This window comes from Paenibacillus thalictri, assembly GCF_004307995.1.
Taxonomy (GTDB): Bacteria; Bacillota; Bacilli; order Paenibacillales; family NBRC-103111; genus Paenibacillus_AF; species Paenibacillus_AF thalictri.
Window position 1 is genome coordinate 203,872 of record NZ_SIRE01000002.1, and the last position, 15,682, is coordinate 219,553.

A 15,682-nucleotide genomic window follows, 5' to 3' on the forward strand; every position below is an offset into this window, starting at 1 on the left:
CCTTCAATAGCCGTGAGCAAGCGACATGCCGGACGCTTCTTAGGAGTCTGTCCAACGAAGACAAATCCGTGAATATTTATTCATAAGTGCGGCTATTACGGGAAAGGGATGGCATTCCACCGCTCGTGAAAGCCGTGTTTTTCTTGAATTTACCTTGCGGTAAAACACGGCTTTCAAGGCGGACGTAAACTTTCCATACCATTCCCTTACCCTCCATACCCAGCATGAATAAATATTCACGAAAATCAATCCGTCGGACAGACTCCTATTCGCAACCGGCTTTCCCTTGCTCACTCCCTTTTTTTGCTTAAACTTTCAGTTCCGCGAGACGCGCCAACACTTTATCCCGCTTATCCGCGTAATCGGCCAGCTTTGCTTTCTCTTCGTCAATGACTTTGGCAGGCGCTTTGGCGACAAAACCGGCGTTGGCCAGCTTCTTTTCAATCCGCTCGACTTCGCCCATTAACGTCGCCAGCTCTTTGTTCAGACGCGCCAGCTCCTGGCCGATATCGATAAGTCCGGCGAGCGGCAAATACAACTCGGCTCCGGTCACGATGCCGGTCATCGCCTTGTCAGGCGCCGTGATCGACGGGTCGATCGAAAGCAGCGACGTGTTGCAGAACCGCTGAATATACGTCTCGTTGCGCTGCAGAATCGCCAGGGCTTCTTCTCCGGCCGGCTTGATCAGCAGCTCGATTTTTTTGCTCATCGGCACGTTGACTTCGGCCCGGATGTTGCGCACGCTGCGAATGATGTCCATCAGCAGTTCCATTTCACGCACGGCCTCAGGCGCTTCGAAAGAAACGTCGGCTTGCGGCCACGCAGCCAGCGTAATCGTCTCTCCTTCATGCGGCAAATGCTGCCAAATTTCTTCCGAAATAAACGGCATAAACGGATGAATGAGCCGCTGTGTCCGATCGAGCACATAAGCCAGCACCGATTGCGCTTGTTTCTTCGCCGTCTCGTCCGCGCCGTACAAGCTCAGCTTGCTGAACTCAATGTACCAGTCGCACAAATCGTCCCAAATAAAGTTATACAAGAGCCGGCCGGTTTCACCGAACTCGTAGCTGTCAATCAAACGGGTTACTTCCCGCGAGGTTTCGTTCAAACGGTGCAGGATCCACCGTTCCGCTGTTCCCAGCTCGCCGGTTACATTGATTTCCTGAGCCGTAAATCCTTCCAGGTTCATTAATGCAAAACGCGACGCATTCCAAATTTTATTGGCGAAATTGCGCGCCTGCTCAACTCTTTCCCAGCGGAAGCGCAAATCTTGACCCGGCGTGCTGCTTGTTGAAATCATAAAGCGCATCGCATCGGCGCCGTATTTCTCAATCACTTCAAGCGGATCCACACCGTTGCCAAGCGATTTGGACATCTTGCGGCCTTCCGAATCGCGCACAAGCCCGTGCATCAGCACATCTTTGAACGGAATCTGGTCGGTGAACTCAAGTCCGCTGAAAATCATCCGCGCCACCCAGAAGTAGATGATGTCATATCCTGTAACAAGCAGATCCGTCGGATAATATCTCTTCAGGTCTTCCGTCTGCTCAGGCCAGCCGAGTGTAGAGAACGGCCAAAGCGCCGAGGAGAACCAGGTGTCGAGCACGTCTTCGTCCTGCCGCAGCTTGCTTCCGGAGCAATGCGGGCAGGTATGCGCGTCATCGCGGGAAACGATCACTTCACCGCAATCCTCGCAATGCCATGCCGGAATCCGGTGCCCCCACCACAGCTGGCGGGAAATACACCAGTCGCGTACATTTTCGATCCAATTCAAATAGATTTTCTCAAACCGGTCGGGTACAAAATTAACGCCGTTTCCGGCTTTCTGCGCTTCAATCGCCCGGTCGGCGAGCGGTTTCATCTTAACGAACCATTGCGTCGACAAATACGGCTCTACGACGGCTCCGCTGCGCTCGCTGTGACCTACCTGGTGCACGTGCTCTTCGATTTTGACCAGTACGCCAAGCTCCTTCATGTCGGCAACGATTTGCTTGCGGCAGGCAAAACGGTCCTGCCCTTGATATTGCCCGGCATTGGCGTTCATCGTCCCGGATTCGTCCATGACCAGCACCTGCGGCAAATCGTGGCGTTTGCCGACCTCGAAGTCATTCGGGTCATGCGCAGGCGTAATCTTCACAGCGCCGCTGCCGAAATCCTTCTCGACGTACTCGTCGGCGATGACGGGAATTTCCCGGCCGATAATCGGCAGCACGAGCATTTTGCCGATCATGTGCTTATAACGCTCATCCTCCGGATGAACCGCAACGGCGGTATCGCCGAGCATCGTCTCCGGACGCGTCGTAGCGACAATAATCGAGCCGCTGCCGTCCTTAAGCGGATAACGCAGATGATACAGATTCCCCTGCACTTCCTTATATTCCACTTCGATATCGGACAACGCGGTGCGGGCCGCAGGGTCCCAGTTGATGATGTATTTGCCGCGGTAAATGAGGCCTTTTTCATAAAGTCTGACAAATACTTCGCGCACCGCGCGCGACAGCCCTTCGTCAAGCGTAAAGCGTTCGCGGGAATAATCCAGCGAGAAGCCCATCTTGGCCCACTGCTCGCGGATAGTGTTGTTATAGTCCTCTTTCCATTGCCATACTTTCTCCAAAAACTTCTCGCGGCCCAGGTCATAACGTGTTGTGCCGCTTTCTTCCCGCAGCTTCTGCTCGACCTTCGTTTGCGTGGCGATGCCCGCATGGTCGGAGCCCGGCAGCCAAAGCGCGTCAAACCCTTGCATCCGCTTGAAGCGAATCATGATATCCTGCAGCGTAAAATCAAGCGCATGCCCGATATGCAGCATGCCCGTAACGTTCGGCGGCGGAATGACAATCGTATATTTCGGCGCGTCCAAGCGCTGGCCCGCCTTGAAATATTGGCCTTTCAACCAATACTCATACCATTTCTTCTCGGCTTCCTTGGGATCGTATGTCGTCGGCATCGCCGAAGACTGCTTTGCGTCCTTCACTTCTTCCATCAATAAACCCTCGCTTTCAGCGTCTAAATATTTACCTTATAAGCCGGTATATATACCGCAGGCGCGCAGCGTTCTCCCGCCCCAGAAACAAAAAAAATCCTTGCGCCGCAAAGGACGAAAGGATGTGCTTCCGTGGTACCACCTTCATTTCGCACACAGGATGTATCCTGAGCACGACACTCAACCTGATAACGGCAGTAACCGGCTTTCGTCCAAGCGAGTGATCGCCGGGCGTCAGCAACTCCAGAGCGACTTCGGCAGTTACATCCTGCGGAACCTTCCAGCTCACTTGAGCTCCGCTCTCTGAAGGGTTGGCTGCTTACTACTCTCTTTCCACGTTTTTCAACATATCATTCCATTAATTTAATATATTAAACGACATTATGGGGCGAGTCAATATTTAGTCGCCCAAAACAGCTATATCTACATCATATCCATCATAGTACCCTTCATAAACTGGTAATGGCAGATTTTTTTATGGAGACCGCTGCTTCCGGAGCCAGTTTTTGCTGGCGCAAAAACTTTTTAGCCCATGCTTCCGACGCCAGTTTTTGCTGGCGCAAAAACTTTTTAGCCCATGCTTCCGATGCCAGTTTTTGCTGGCGCAAAAACTTTTAGGAGTGAGTGCGATGAACAAATGGTGGTACAGCATCAGGTACACGGTCAAAAGCGTGTTGTTTCCGCTCATATGCGTTCAGTTTGTGCGAACCCTGCTGCTGCCGACGGGACTCGACGTATTTATTTTATTTGCGCTTTTTCTGCTGTATCTTGGTTTTCTGCTTGGCGTCTATTGATCTTCTCCTTCCTTGCCCTCATCGGGAACGCAAAAAAAGCCGGCAGCTTGTCGCCAAGTACCGGCTTATTTTGTCTGCATTTATTTAACGGGAATACGGACAACTTGCCCGACGTTTACCTGGTGTTCCGTCAACCGGTTAAAAATCGCGATTTCCCGCGGATTCAATTCATAACGTTTGGCGATGGATTCGAGCGTTTCGTCCTTCTGGACGATGTACATCCTCAGCTTCCGGAACTGCTGCTGGTCGGAAACAGAACTGAGCAGCACCTTCTTCCATTCCAAAGCATCCGCAGATGGAGCTTCGCTTGCTGCCTGCTCGGGAACCGCCTGCTTCCTGTTCGTATCCGACGGGGACGAGCCCGGTGCGTGAATCAGCGATTTTAAACCGTAAACTTTTTGTTCCTCCGCTTCTTGGCCGCCTTTGCTGCCGAAAGCGATTTTCATCTCTTTCTTTTCTTCGGAGTAAACGGCTTGCTGGTCCGGCGAAGCGTTGTTCGCGCCGTTCGGGACTACTTCCACAACTGCCGCAGATACATGAAACAACGAGTCTTCCTGTTCTTCAGGATCAAGCTCGTATTCCATATTCGCTTCTTCTTCAGCCGCCTCGGCTTCCGGTTCTTTGGGTTCCTCCGCCGCCTCTTGCTGTCCTGGAACCATCCCCGGGAAAAAACCGCTGTACGTCGGCTCTTCCGCCCGAATCTGCTGCTGTGCCGGCTGCTGCGGAGCGGCGGCGGTCAGACGCTCCTCGGCTTCATGAATAAAAATAACTTCTTCTTCCGACTGCTGCCAAATGTCCGGCTGCGCTTCCCGGGCATCGATGCCGTTTAAAGAAAGCACGCCCGTCACGTTTAAACTGCGGGTAGATAGCAGATCCACGTCGAAATTTTCAATATCTACCGTAATTTCCCCGACATTGCCCACCCGGTTTAGAGGCAGCGTAATTTCCACGGGAATCAAGTGTTCCAACGTGCGGTTCGCCGTATTTTGCTCATCGACATACGATCCGTTGAGCAGCAAGTTCCCTCTGAGCACGGCTTCTTCGCCTTGCTGCATCACTTGAATGTGGGGAACAAGCTCCACCTCGTCCAACTCTTTTATACCTAATATGCCTTCAGGTAAATGCACTCGTTCGTAAATGTCGAAGCGCAGGCCATGATGATGTTCGCTAACCATAAGTCCTCCCCTCCCGGAATCATCCTGTGCAATCGCAATGGAATGAAATCCTGCCTGATTGTTTGACTCTCTGTCTATGTATATGGCTCCGGAAGGGTAGGCATGACTATAATTTTTGCAAATTGCTCGCTAGCTGCGCCATATCGTCGGGCCAAGGCGCTTCCACAATTATCAACTCTTGAGTAAACGGATGCGAGAATGACAGCGATTCGCCGTGCAACGCCTGGCGCTGTATGCCAAGGGGCTTCCCGCCGTAAAGCTCGTCTCCCAGCAGCGGGTGTCCCAAATAACTCATATGCACCCGGATTTGATGTGTTCTGCCGGTCGATAACCGCAATCTGACGATAGCGGCGTCTTGGTATTGTTCGGCTACTTCATAATGCGTCACCGCAGGCTCCCCGGTTGGAGATACCCGCCGCCGCGAAGCGTGATGCCGGTCTTTGCCGATCGGCGCGTCAATCGTATCTTTCTTTTTTCTCAGCCGTCCGTGCACGATCGCCGCATAAGCGCGAGAGATCGATTTTTCCCGCATATCGCGGTCAAGCAGCAGCTGCGCCCATTCGTTCTTAGCGTACAGCACCGGCCCTGTCGTATCTTCGTCAAGCCGGTGAATATGCCTCACCTTGCAGACCTGCCCTGTCGATTCATAGTGAAACGCCACGGCATTATCAAGCGTGTCCGTTTCTCCCGGCAGCGTCGGATGCACCTTCATCCCCGCCGGTTTATATGCGATCAGACAAAAATCGTCCTCAAACAACACTTCTAGCTGCATATAATGCGGCATACAATGAAGTGGCTCTTCGGGAAACAACCGCAGCAATACTTTGCCCGGCTTCTCCATCATACCTCCATGTTGCCTTAATTTATGTAGCAGCTTTGGAGGAACATCCAGCTGTGTGCCGGCGGGATGCTCCAGCCATTCTCCCTTGCGTTTCCAGCCTGTCATGGCAACCTCTTCTCCGCATCTTCCCGTATATTGCGGCGATATATCGCTGCATCCCTATAAGCCAGGACAACAATCACAGCGAGAACCGCCAAAAAAAACGCAGCTACCCCATAGACCTCCAGCGTAATACCGAAATAACTGTACCTGCTTACATCCATGATTATGGCCCCCTAAGAACTTTGCTCAGCAAAGTTCACTTCGTAAGCATTCAACTAAGAACTTTGCTCAGCAAAGTTCACTTCGTAAGCATTTCCAAAGTTTGGCGCAAAAAATTGGCTCCGAAAGCGCTCCAAATACCATAAAGTAGCGTCACTGGGCAGTCTACCACACTACTAAATCGATATTCAATATGATAGAATAAAATAATATGTCGTTTCATGTAAACACAATCTGGCTTCACATACTTGATTAATGGGAGAGGAATCCGCTTGAGCACGGATACACATTTTTGGCATGCGACGAAAAACCAGATCCGACATTGGAGCTGGTTCAAAAAACTGCTTTGGATCGTCGCGATACTCACTTTTACGACATCCAGCTTTTTGTTCTTGACGCCTCAGGGCAGCAGCATCCGCGAATTTTTGGCGGAAACCGTCATTACAACACAGCACAGAGACTGGGCTTGGATTTTTGTCGGAGCCGAGCAGCGCGACTATATGGTCCGCAAGCTGCAGGAATCGTACGATCTGGCCGCTGAAGAAAAGCAGGACATCGGACTGATTCACCACAGCAGCACCAAGGCCCAAACAAGGCTCAACCGTTCCATTGATGACCTGATTAAAGTTGAGGACATTTCGGGTACGTTCTGGAAGGGCAAAAAGATGTATGTATACGACCCGTCTACTATAAAAATCATGACTCCCGCCAAAGCCGGCGAAGGGGAAAGAATTACTTCCATGGTGCAAAGAACCGGCGCGGTCGCCGGTGTAAATGCAGGCGGATTTGTCGATCCGGACGGTTTGGGCAACGGTTTTGCCCCAATCGGCTTTATTATTGCCGGCAGCGACATTATCTATACCGACCAGGACGGCAGCGTGCCGCAGCATACTGTCGGGTTCACCAAAGAAGGAACGCTCGTTATCGGGAAATACGATATATTCGAATTGAGAAAAATGGGCGTATCGGAAGCCGCGATGTTTTATCCGCGCGTTATCGCAAACGGCAAAGCGCTGATTACCAGCGGTGACGGCGGTTGGGGACGCGGTCCGCGTACGGCGGTTGGCCAAAAAGCCGACGGTACGGTCATATTTATCGTCATTGACGGCAGACAAGCATCCAGCGTTGGCGCTACCTTAAAGGAAGTTCAGGATTTGCTGCTGGAAGAAGGCTGCATCAACGCCGGTTTCCTCGACGGAGGCGCATCCTCCGAACTCGTCGTGGACGGCAAACTTGTGACCAAACCGTCAAGCCGGTACGGCGAGCGCCGCTTGCCTTCCGCATTTTTGATCTATGACCATCCGGAAGATATTCAAGCCAACCGCGTATGGGACGGCGTCGACAAAATCGATCCGGGCGGCGCTTACGACCATCCCGACTTTTTACGGGAACAAGCGCAAATTAAGGCTAATCAGGCGAAAAATCCGACGCCGGCGACGCCTCCAAAGCAAGAAACGACAACTCCGGTTAATACGGAGAAAAATACGGATAACGATACTAAGACCAACGAAACAGGTACCAAAACAAACGACGGCTCCAAGACGCCGGCCAAACCGGGAGGAACAACGGAAACCAAACCCGGTGAAACCGATGCGAGCGGCAAACCGGTTACAGGTACGGGAACGCCGGCAGGAACCGGGCAAACCGGCAATACTTCGGTACCTCAGACCGGGAAACCTGCGACCGGAGGAACAACCGCTCCTAACGGTTCAGGCGCTGCCGGAGGCCAGACACAACCAAACCAAAACGGCGGCGGCAACACAGGCGCGGGGGGAACAACCGGCAATCCGTCAACCGGGCAACCGGCAGCAGGGACTGGAGCGGCAGGCTCCGGCGGATCAACCACTCCGCCGGCGACGGGCACTACGCCGTTGCCAAGCGGTGTAACGCCGATCGGACCTAAAACGGATGGCTCCGGCCCAGGAGCCGGCACAACGACAACACCACCGGCACCGTCGAAACCGGCAACGGGCGCAACCTCAGCGGAAAACGGCGCTGCAGGCGCACAAACGCCTGCTCAGACCACCGCCAACAATCAGCAAAGCGGCGGTTCCTCACAAACCGAAACACCGGCAAAAACGACGCCGTAACATACCTTAGCAAGAACTTAAAAAAGCTTCCCTCACCTCGTAGGTGAAGGAAGCTTTTTCTATATTTGCCGTGGAACCACTTAATGACTTTGGTGGATTATTCCATTAAAGTCCCTTTAAAACGCTGCGATGAGCTTCAATGGTCCGGTCAATAATCGCGTCCGTGTGCACCGTTGAAATAAACATACCTTCATATTGGGACGGCGCAATCGATACTCCGGCGTCAAGCAATCCGCCAAAATAACGGGAAAATTTCTCGCTGTCGGCAAGTTTTGCCGTCTCGTAGTTTACCACTTGGCTGTCTGTAAAGAAAGGACACAACATCGAACCTACACGGTTAATCGTGCAAGCAATCCCCAGTTCCTCGCTGTTCGCGCGGAAACCCGCTTCCAGACGGGCGGAGAGCCGCTCCAGTTCTTCATAGACACCGGGTTGTCCCAGCAGCTGCAGAGTGGTATATCCCGCGGCCATCGCCAGCGGATTACCCGACAAAGTACCTGCTTGATAAATCGGTCCGCTTGGCGCAATAAGCTCCATGATCTCGCGTTTTCCGCCGTAAGCGCCTACCGGCAGTCCGCCGCCGATCACTTTGCCCATGCAAGTCAGATCGGGCTTGACTCCGTAAAGTCCTTGAGCGCTGTTCAAACCGACACGGAAACCGGTCATCACCTCATCGAAAATAAGCACGGTGCCGTATTGTTCCGTCACATCACGCAAGCCTTGAAGAAAACCGGGCTGAGGCGGAACGACGCCCATATTGCCGGCAATGGGCTCAACGATAACCGCGGCGATTTCTTCTCCGAAACGCTCAAACGCCAGCTTGACGGAATCCAGATCGTTGTACGGCACCGTAATCGTGTTCACGGCGACGTTTTCCGGCACACCCGGACTGTCAGGCAATCCGAGAGTCGCTACGCCCGAGCCGGCTTTGATCAGCAGCGAATCGGCATGTCCATGATAACACCCTTCGAATTTAACGATTTTGCTTCTTCTCGTATAACCTCTTGCCAGACGAAGAGCGCTCATCGTCGCTTCCGTACCGGAGTTGACCATACGCACCACTTCAACGGAAGGCATCCGTTCGATGACGAGTTTGGCCATCAGCGTCTCCAGTTCGGTCGGCGCTCCGAAACTTGTGCCTTTTTCCATCGTTTTGCGCAGCGCCTCCAGCACCTCCGGATGCGCATGGCCCACGATCAGCGGCCCCCACGAGCCGATATAATCGACATATTCGTTTCCGTCGATATCGTAAACAAGCGCACCTTCGCCTCTTTCCATATACAGTGGCGTCAATCCCACCGATTTAAACGCCCGCACCGGGCTGTTGACCCCTCCGGGAATGACCTTTTTGGCTTCCGCAAAGGCAGCCGCCGATTTCGCATCCGATCTTCTGCTCTGACTCATAAATACCATCCTTCCAACAAGATCATCTTCACAAAAATATTACCAAAATTACACTTGTAATGACAGAATTCTAGATATATAATAATTCGGAACTTAAGGTTTGTTACCGGGGAAAGAGGAGAGGCCATGATTGAATATTTGTCAAAAGTTCAGTTGTTCTCCCAGTTAAATGAGCATCAGCTTAACGCAATCGCGAGCATTTGCATGAAACGAACGTTTAAAGTCGGCACGGTTTTGTTTCACGAAAAAGAGCTTGGCGATGCTTTTTACATCGTGTTTACAGGATCTGTCAAGATATACACTTCGTCCAGCGCCGGTGAAGAAAAAATATTGACGCTGGCCAAAGCCGGCGACAGTTTCGGGGAGCTGTCCCTGATCGACGGAAAACCCCGCTCCGCTTCGGCACAAACATTAGAAGACAGCACACTGCTTACATTAACCGCCAAAAATTTCCTCGACTTGCTGAAAAACCACTTTGATATCAGCCTCTGTATCATGCAAGAGTTATGCCAGCGTCTGCGGGACACTAACCAGCATGTATACGACCTTACTTTCCTTGACGCCAGAACACGTGTGATTAAAAACCTGATCAAACTCGCCAACAAAAACGGCACTCGCCAAGGCAACGTCATCTCGATCCGCATGACCTTAAATTACGACGAGTTGTCGCAAATGGCCGGCGTGCAGAAACCGATCCTCATGCAAGTGATGAGAGATTTGAATGAAAAGCAGATTCTCGCCTTCGTCGGACAGGAAATGAGGCTTGATCTAGCCAAGCTGCGCGGCGGTTGACGGCTCGGTTCAATCCCCTTAACCGTTCTGCGTGTTCCGTTTCAGCTCTGCCAGCACATCCGCTGCGGCCTCTTTGCCTTGGCGGACACAATCCGGCAATCCGACGCCATGAAAAGCCGCTCCTGTCGTAAACACGCCCGGCATCGCCTCTGCGAGCTGCGCTCTCCACCGTTTGACGCGCTCAAGATGCCCGACCGGATACTGCGGCATCGATTTATGCAGCGGCGTAATTTCATGCAATATCGGCTCCGCCGTAATGCCCATAATTTTAGCCACGTCTTTACGCACCGCCCGGACAAGCTCCTCTTCGCTTAAATGCAGCCATCTGTCGTCGCCGGAGCGTCCGACATAACAGCGAAGCAGCACCTTCCCTTTCGGCGCGGTGTGCAGCCATTTGACCGATGTCCACGTACAAGCCGTTATGAACCTTCCCTCTTTGCGAGGGATGACAAAACCGCTGCCGTCAAACGATGTATTCAAATCTTTTTCGTTATAGGCGAGCACCACGTTAACGACCGAAACATTTTCCATGTCCCTCAGCATCTCTATGCCAGGCACGTGCGCCAGCACTTCAGCGATGGCATAAGACGGCAGCGCAATGACAACGGAATCCGCAAGCTGGCTTTCGCCGTTAGCGTAAAGCACCCTGTAGCCGTTCCCTTCCCTCCGCACGGAGGACACTCCGCATTCGCCGATAAGCCGGATGTCCTGCAGCTCCTTAAGCAGACCGGCGACCAATGTCTGCAGCCCTTTTTTAAACGACAAGAAGACGCTGTTCCGGGCAACCTCCGGCAGCGTTTTGCTTTCTTCGGAACCCGACTTTTTGCTTTGCATCATGCCGAGAATCAGGCTGCGGTGTTTTTGCTCCAAAGAACGGAATTGCGGGAATGTCGCTTTCACGCTCAAATCAAACGTGTTGCCCGCATAAATGCCGGCGAGCAGCGGTTCTGCGATGTGTTCAAGCACATCGCGGCCAAGCCGCCGTTCCAAGAAGTGGCCCAGCGACTCATCGCTGGGATCAGTGCGCCGCGGCAGCACAAGATCAAGCGCCGCCCTCATTTTCCCTGCAAAAGACAGCAGTCCCGTCTTCATAAACGGCCCCATCGCCGTCGGAATGCCGAGAACCAGACCCGGGGGCATCGGATGCAGCTTGCCGCCAAGCAGAATGTATGTCTTTTTCGCTTCGGGATTCGTATGAGTCAGCTCATCCTCCAAGCCCAGGTCGCGAATCAGGTCGATGATCGCCAGCTTGCGCGCCAGGAAGGAATCCGGCCCTTTTTCGAACACGAAACCTTCCCGCTCCAAGGTGTTGATTTTACCGCCGAATTTGCCGCTTTTCTCCACTACCGTGATGTCCAGCGGCATTCCTTGTTCCTGCGCCATTTTTTTGGCGTAAAAAGCGGTGCTTAAGCCGGTAATCCCTCCACCGATGACGACTAACGATTTGCTTTGCGCCGCCGATGTTTCCATAAGCTCCTCATTTCCCTTCCAGCTGTGAGTAAACGACCTCAGCCAATGTTTCCATGTAAAGCGGGTCCGTATTTAACGATTCTGTCCGCTCCAAGCGGATGCCCAGTTCTTTGGCCACAGATTGGCATTCAATATCGATATCGTACAATACTTCCAAATGGTCGGACACAAAACCGATCGGACAAATCAGCACGTTCTCCACGTTTTCTTCCTTCTTCACCGTTGCCAGCACATCCAAAATATCGGGGCCCAGCCAAGGCGTTGCCGTCTGCCCTGCGCTTTGCCAGCCGAACTGCCACGACGTTACGCCTGTCCGCTCGGCGATCGCCTTGGACGTTTCCAAGAGCTGCTCGGGATAAGGATCTTTCATCTCCAAAATTTTCTCAGGCAAGCTATGTGCTGTGAAAATCACGCGAACTTGTTCGCGGGAAATGCCGGCGAACCGCTCCAAAGCAGTATTAACCCGGCGGACCAGCGCCTCAATCAGCTGCGGATGCAAGTGATAACTTTTCACAAAGCTGATCTTCAGGCCGTGCTCATCGGCTTTTTCCTGGGCCCGTTTGATGTAGCCGCCTACGCTCATGACCGAATAATGCGGGGCAAGTACAACCCCTACAGCTTGCGTAATGCCGTCTTTGGCCATCTGCTCCACGCCGTCTTCGATAAACGGAGAAGCGTGCTTCAAACCTTGGTAGCACTTGAACTGAAGGTCCGGGTAAGCGGAGTTCAACTGCTCTTCCAGCGCGGCAACCTGTTTGTTCGTATTTTCGCGCAGCGGGAAAAATCCTCCGACGATCGCTTCGTATCGGCTTTGCAGCGTGTCCAGCTGCTCCGGTGTCGGCGGATGCCCTCTCCTGATATGTGTATAATAAGCCTCGACCTGGTCCAGGCTCTCCGGTGTACCGTATGACATGACAAGCACGCCAATTGTTTTCTTTTCCATGTTACACCCCGCTCTTTTGTACAGCGCCGCCGGTTCTCTCAGCCAGCGCAGTCCGAGAATATTCGTGTATATAATCTGTGAGCTCTTTCAGCTTATCCAGCGACGCTTCCGGGAACAGGCCGTGTCCGAGATTAAAAATGTAGCCCGGCTGCTCAATCCCCTGGTCGATGATCGCTTTGGCATGTTCCTGAATGACGTTCATTGGGGCGGTCAAAATGTAAGGGTCCAGGTTCCCCTGCACCGCAAAACGCTCGCCTACACGACGGCGGCCTTCGCCGATCGACACCCGCCAGTCCAGTCCGATCACGTCCGCCTCCAGATGGCGCAACGATGGAAGAAGTTCGCCCGAGCTGACGCCGGGGAAATAAATTTTCGGCTGCGGCAAATGAGACAAACCTTTGAAAATCCGGGTGATGGTCGGCAGCACATATTTCTCAAAATCATGCGGCGCCAGCGCGCCCACCCAGCTGTCAAACAGCTGAACCGCTTTGGCTCCGGCAGCAATATGCGACTTCAAATAGGTGATGACCATATCGCCCAGCTTGTCCATCAGCGCAAACCATACCTCCGGCTCGCTGTACATCATCGTTTTGGTGCGGATGTAGCTTTTGGAAGGTTTTCCTTCGATCAGGTAGCTGGCGATCGTAAAAGGCGCGCCGGCAAATGTAATCAGCGGAACCTTCAGCTCTGCCGCCAATATTTCAATCGTTTTGATCACGTGGCTTAAATCTTGTTCTACATCAATCGGTTTAAGGCTTGCGACATCTTGCGCCGTACGAATCGGCTCATCGATGACCGGGCCGATATTTTTCACAATATCGAATTTGATGCCAAGCGATGCAACCGGGTTCATAATATCCGAATATAAAATCGCCGCATCGACGCCGAGTTTGTTGACCGGCATCATCGTCACTTCGGCCGCAAGCTCCGGCTGCTGACAAATTTCGAGAAGCGAGTATTTCTCTTTGATTTTGCGATAGTCCGGGTCGTATCTCCCTGCTTGCCGCATGTACCATACCGGCAGCGTATCTACCTGCTGCTTTTTGCAAGCTCGTAAAAATGTATCGTTCATACTCACGCAACACGCCTCATTTCCGTTAATTCCTGCCATTCCATACTCCCCATTATGCCCTACTTTCATGCACGCAACAACCGGGTTAGCCACGGACAATCCGACAAATCTGTGGCACATCATGCCCCCCTCAATCCCCCAAGGGGGACTCCCGGGCGTTCAGGCACCCCGGGACCCCGCATGCACGGCGCGACTATGTGCCTCGAGCTCGCGCATTCGTTGCGCCTGGCCATCGCTAGCGCTTGGCCTTGGCGCAACTGCGCTTACTCGCGTGGATGCGCGGCGCGGCGACGTGCCTCGGGTTCGCGCATTGTTGCGCCTGGCCATCTGGCGCTTGGCCTTGGCGCAACTGCGCTTACTGCGGCGCGTGGATGTGGGGCGCGGCGGCGTGCCTCGGACTCGCGCATTGTTGCGCCTGGCCATTGCTCACGCTTGGCCTTAGCGCAACTGCGCTTACTACGGCGCGTGGATGTGGGGCGCGGCGGTGTGCCTCGGGTTCGCGCATTGTTGCGCCTGGCCATCGCTCACGCTTGGCCTTAGCGCAACTGCGCTTACTGCGGCGCGTGGATGCACGGCGCGGCGGTGTGCCTCGGGTTCGCGCATTGTTGCGCCTGGCCATCGCTCACGCTTGGCCTTAGCGCAACTGCGCTTACTGCGGCTCGTGGATGCACGGCGCGGCGGTGTGCCTCGGGTTCGCGCATTGTTGCGCCTGGCCATCGCTAGCGCTTGGCCTTGGCGCAACTGCGCTTGCTGCTTCTCTTCGGCCGACATATGAAAAAGCTCTGAAAACCCCTAACGGGTTCAGAGCTTTTATATTTTGACGGTGGGCTTTGCTAAAACCAAACCGAACCGAACTACCTTAATCTTTCAGCCAGCGGGCGATGTCTTTTGCGAAATAAGTGATGATCAAATCTGCGCCGGCGCGTTTGAAGCCGATCATGGTTTCGAGCACAACCGTTTTTTCATCGATCCAGCCTCTTTCGGCTGCGGCTTTCACCATCGAGTATTCGGCGCTGACGTTGTAAGCGACAAGCGGCAGGTCAAAATTTTCTTTGACCGCGCGGATCACGTCAAGGTAAGCGAGCGCCGGTTTGACCATCAGCATATCGGCGCCTTCGACGACATCGGATTCCGCCTCGCGAATCGCTTCGCGAATATTGGCCGGGTCCATCTGATACGTCTTGCGGTCGCCGAACTGCGGTGTCGAATGAGCGGCATCGCGGAACGGACCGTAAAACGACGATGCGAATTTGACCGAATAACTCATGATCGGCACGTTTTCGAAGCCGGCTTCGTCAAGTCCTTGACGAATGGCGTATACAAATCCGTCCATCATGTTGGACGGGGCGATGATGTCCGCGCCTGCTTCGGCCTGCGAAACGGCTGTTTTGACAAGCAGCTCCAGCGAAGCGTCGTTCACCACGTCGGCGCAACCTTTATGTTCGTCGTAATGCACGACGCCGCAGTGGCCGTGATCGGTAAATTGGCAGAGACACGTATCGGCGACGATTAACAGATTCGGCTGCAGCTCCTTGATTTTGCGGGAAGCCTTCTGTACGATGCCGTTTGGATCGTAAGCCGAGGAGCCTTTGGCATCTTTTGTTTCCGGCACGCCGAATAACAAAATCGCTTGAATGCCCAGCGCTGCCACTTCGGCCAGCTCGCTTTCCAGCAAATCCAAAGAATAATGATACACGCCCGGCATGGACGGGATCTCTTCTTTAATATTCGTGCCGTGAGTGACAAAAATCGGATATATAAGATCGTTGACGGAAACGCTTGTTTCCCTTACTAAATTGCGCAGCGCCTGCGAGCTCCGCAGTCTGCGGTTACGGACATGGGGAAAACTCATTGCAATCA

Annotated in this window: 13 protein-coding genes; 3 read left to right on the forward strand and 10 right to left on the reverse strand. The window is 53.3% G+C overall.

Going from position 1 to position 15,682, the window contains the following annotated elements; genetic code table 11:
- Positions 1-307: 307 nt before the first annotated feature.
- Together EYB31_RS01180 and EYB31_RS40015 are read right to left on the reverse strand one after the other, a co-directional pair.
- Positions 308-2,980: a valine--tRNA ligase gene (locus EYB31_RS01180; protein WP_131011431.1), complete on the reverse strand. Its 2,673-nt coding sequence runs from the start codon at positions 2,978-2,980 to the stop codon at positions 308-310.
- 449 nt (positions 2,981-3,429) lie between these two features.
- Positions 3,430-3,588, reverse strand: coding sequence for a hypothetical protein (locus EYB31_RS40015; RefSeq protein ID WP_165452138.1), 159 nt, complete (start codon positions 3,586-3,588; stop codon positions 3,430-3,432).
- Between the two features lie 21 nt (positions 3,589-3,609).
- Here EYB31_RS40015 and EYB31_RS40020 point away from each other — a divergent pair, with 21 nt between their 5' ends.
- A complete protein-coding gene (locus EYB31_RS40020; RefSeq protein WP_165452139.1) occupies positions 3,610-3,774 on the forward strand; it encodes a hypothetical protein in 165 nt (54 codons plus the stop codon).
- 80 nt (positions 3,775-3,854) lie between these two features.
- Here EYB31_RS40020 and EYB31_RS01185 read toward each other — a convergent pair whose 3' ends face one another.
- The 3 genes from EYB31_RS01185 to EYB31_RS40025 all read right to left on the reverse strand — a co-directional run bounded on the left by EYB31_RS01185 (position 3,855) and on the right by EYB31_RS40025 (position 6,053).
- On the reverse strand, positions 3,855-4,949 hold the full coding sequence (locus EYB31_RS01185; RefSeq protein WP_131011432.1) for a LysM peptidoglycan-binding domain-containing protein: 1,095 nt from the start codon (positions 4,947-4,949) through the stop codon (positions 3,855-3,857).
- 106 nt (positions 4,950-5,055) lie between these two features.
- Complete coding sequence (locus tag EYB31_RS01190) at positions 5,056-5,895, reverse strand: RluA family pseudouridine synthase (protein ID WP_131011433.1); 840 nt, start codon at positions 5,893-5,895, stop codon at positions 5,056-5,058.
- A complete protein-coding gene (locus tag EYB31_RS40025) occupies positions 5,892-6,053 on the reverse strand; it encodes a hypothetical protein (RefSeq protein WP_165452140.1) in 162 nt (53 codons plus the stop codon). Before EYB31_RS40025 ends, EYB31_RS01190 begins: the two co-directional genes overlap by 4 nt.
- 270 nt (positions 6,054-6,323) lie before the next feature.
- Between EYB31_RS40025 and EYB31_RS01195 the strand changes: the two genes are divergently transcribed.
- On the forward strand, positions 6,324-8,141 hold the full coding sequence (locus tag EYB31_RS01195) for a phosphodiester glycosidase family protein (protein WP_240761992.1): 1,818 nt from the start codon (positions 6,324-6,326) through the stop codon (positions 8,139-8,141).
- Positions 8,142-8,246: 105 nt separating this feature from the next.
- Here EYB31_RS01195 and hemL read toward each other — a convergent pair whose 3' ends face one another.
- Positions 8,247-9,545: a glutamate-1-semialdehyde 2,1-aminomutase gene (gene hemL / locus EYB31_RS01200; protein ID WP_131011434.1), complete on the reverse strand. Its 1,299-nt coding sequence runs from the start codon at positions 9,543-9,545 to the stop codon at positions 8,247-8,249.
- Between the two features lie 126 nt (positions 9,546-9,671).
- Here hemL and EYB31_RS01205 point away from each other — a divergent pair, with 126 nt between their 5' ends.
- Complete coding sequence (locus tag EYB31_RS01205; RefSeq protein ID WP_131011435.1) at positions 9,672-10,337, forward strand: Crp/Fnr family transcriptional regulator; 666 nt, start codon at positions 9,672-9,674, stop codon at positions 10,335-10,337.
- Between the two features lie 18 nt (positions 10,338-10,355).
- Here EYB31_RS01205 and hemG read toward each other — a convergent pair whose 3' ends face one another.
- From hemG to hemB, 4 genes are all read right to left on the reverse strand, one after another.
- The gene (gene hemG, locus EYB31_RS01210) at positions 10,356-11,807 is read right to left on the reverse strand and encodes a protoporphyrinogen oxidase (RefSeq protein ID WP_131011436.1); all 1,452 of its coding nucleotides are present in this window, start codon (positions 11,805-11,807) and stop codon (positions 10,356-10,358) included.
- Positions 11,808-11,814: 7 nt separating this feature from the next.
- Entirely contained in the window at positions 11,815-12,750 is a 936-nt protein-coding gene (hemH, locus tag EYB31_RS01215; protein ID WP_131011437.1) for a ferrochelatase, read from the reverse strand.
- Between the two features lies 1 nt (position 12,751).
- Positions 12,752-13,828, reverse strand: a complete 1,077-nt coding sequence (gene hemE / locus EYB31_RS01220) for a uroporphyrinogen decarboxylase (protein ID WP_131011438.1) — start codon at positions 13,826-13,828, stop codon at positions 12,752-12,754.
- An 853-nt stretch (positions 13,829-14,681) separates the two neighbouring features.
- Positions 14,682-15,674 (reverse strand): porphobilinogen synthase, encoded by a 993-nt coding sequence (gene hemB / locus EYB31_RS01225; protein ID WP_131011439.1) that lies wholly within the window; start codon positions 15,672-15,674, stop codon positions 14,682-14,684.
- Between the last annotated feature and the right edge of the window lie 8 nt (positions 15,675-15,682).

Excerpts from the sequence above, each read along its gene's own strand:
- EYB31_RS01180 (WP_131011431.1), bottom strand. The coding sequence starts at position 2,980 with ATGGAAGAAGTGAAGGACGCAAAGCAGTCTTCGGCGATGCCGACGACA.
- EYB31_RS01185 (WP_131011432.1), bottom strand. The coding sequence starts at position 4,949 with ATGGTTAGCGAACATCATCATGGCCTGCGCTTCGACATTTACGAACGA.
- EYB31_RS01190 (WP_131011433.1), bottom strand. The coding sequence starts at position 5,895 with ATGACAGGCTGGAAACGCAAGGGAGAATGGCTGGAGCATCCCGCCGGC.
- EYB31_RS01205 (WP_131011435.1), top strand. The coding sequence starts at position 9,672 with ATGATTGAATATTTGTCAAAAGTTCAGTTGTTCTCCCAGTTAAATGAG.
- hemL (WP_131011434.1), bottom strand. The coding sequence starts at position 9,545 with ATGAGTCAGAGCAGAAGATCGGATGCGAAATCGGCGGCTGCCTTTGCG.
- hemH (WP_131011437.1), bottom strand. The coding sequence starts at position 12,750 with ATGGAAAAGAAAACAATTGGCGTGCTTGTCATGTCATACGGTACACCG.
- hemG (WP_131011436.1), bottom strand. The coding sequence starts at position 11,807 with ATGGAAACATCGGCGGCGCAAAGCAAATCGTTAGTCGTCATCGGTGGA.
- EYB31_RS40020 (WP_165452139.1), top strand. The coding sequence starts at position 3,610 with ATGAACAAATGGTGGTACAGCATCAGGTACACGGTCAAAAGCGTGTTG.
- hemB (WP_131011439.1), bottom strand. The coding sequence starts at position 15,674 with ATGAGTTTTCCCCATGTCCGTAACCGCAGACTGCGGAGCTCGCAGGCG.
- EYB31_RS40025 (WP_165452140.1), bottom strand. The coding sequence starts at position 6,053 with ATGGATGTAAGCAGGTACAGTTATTTCGGTATTACGCTGGAGGTCTAT.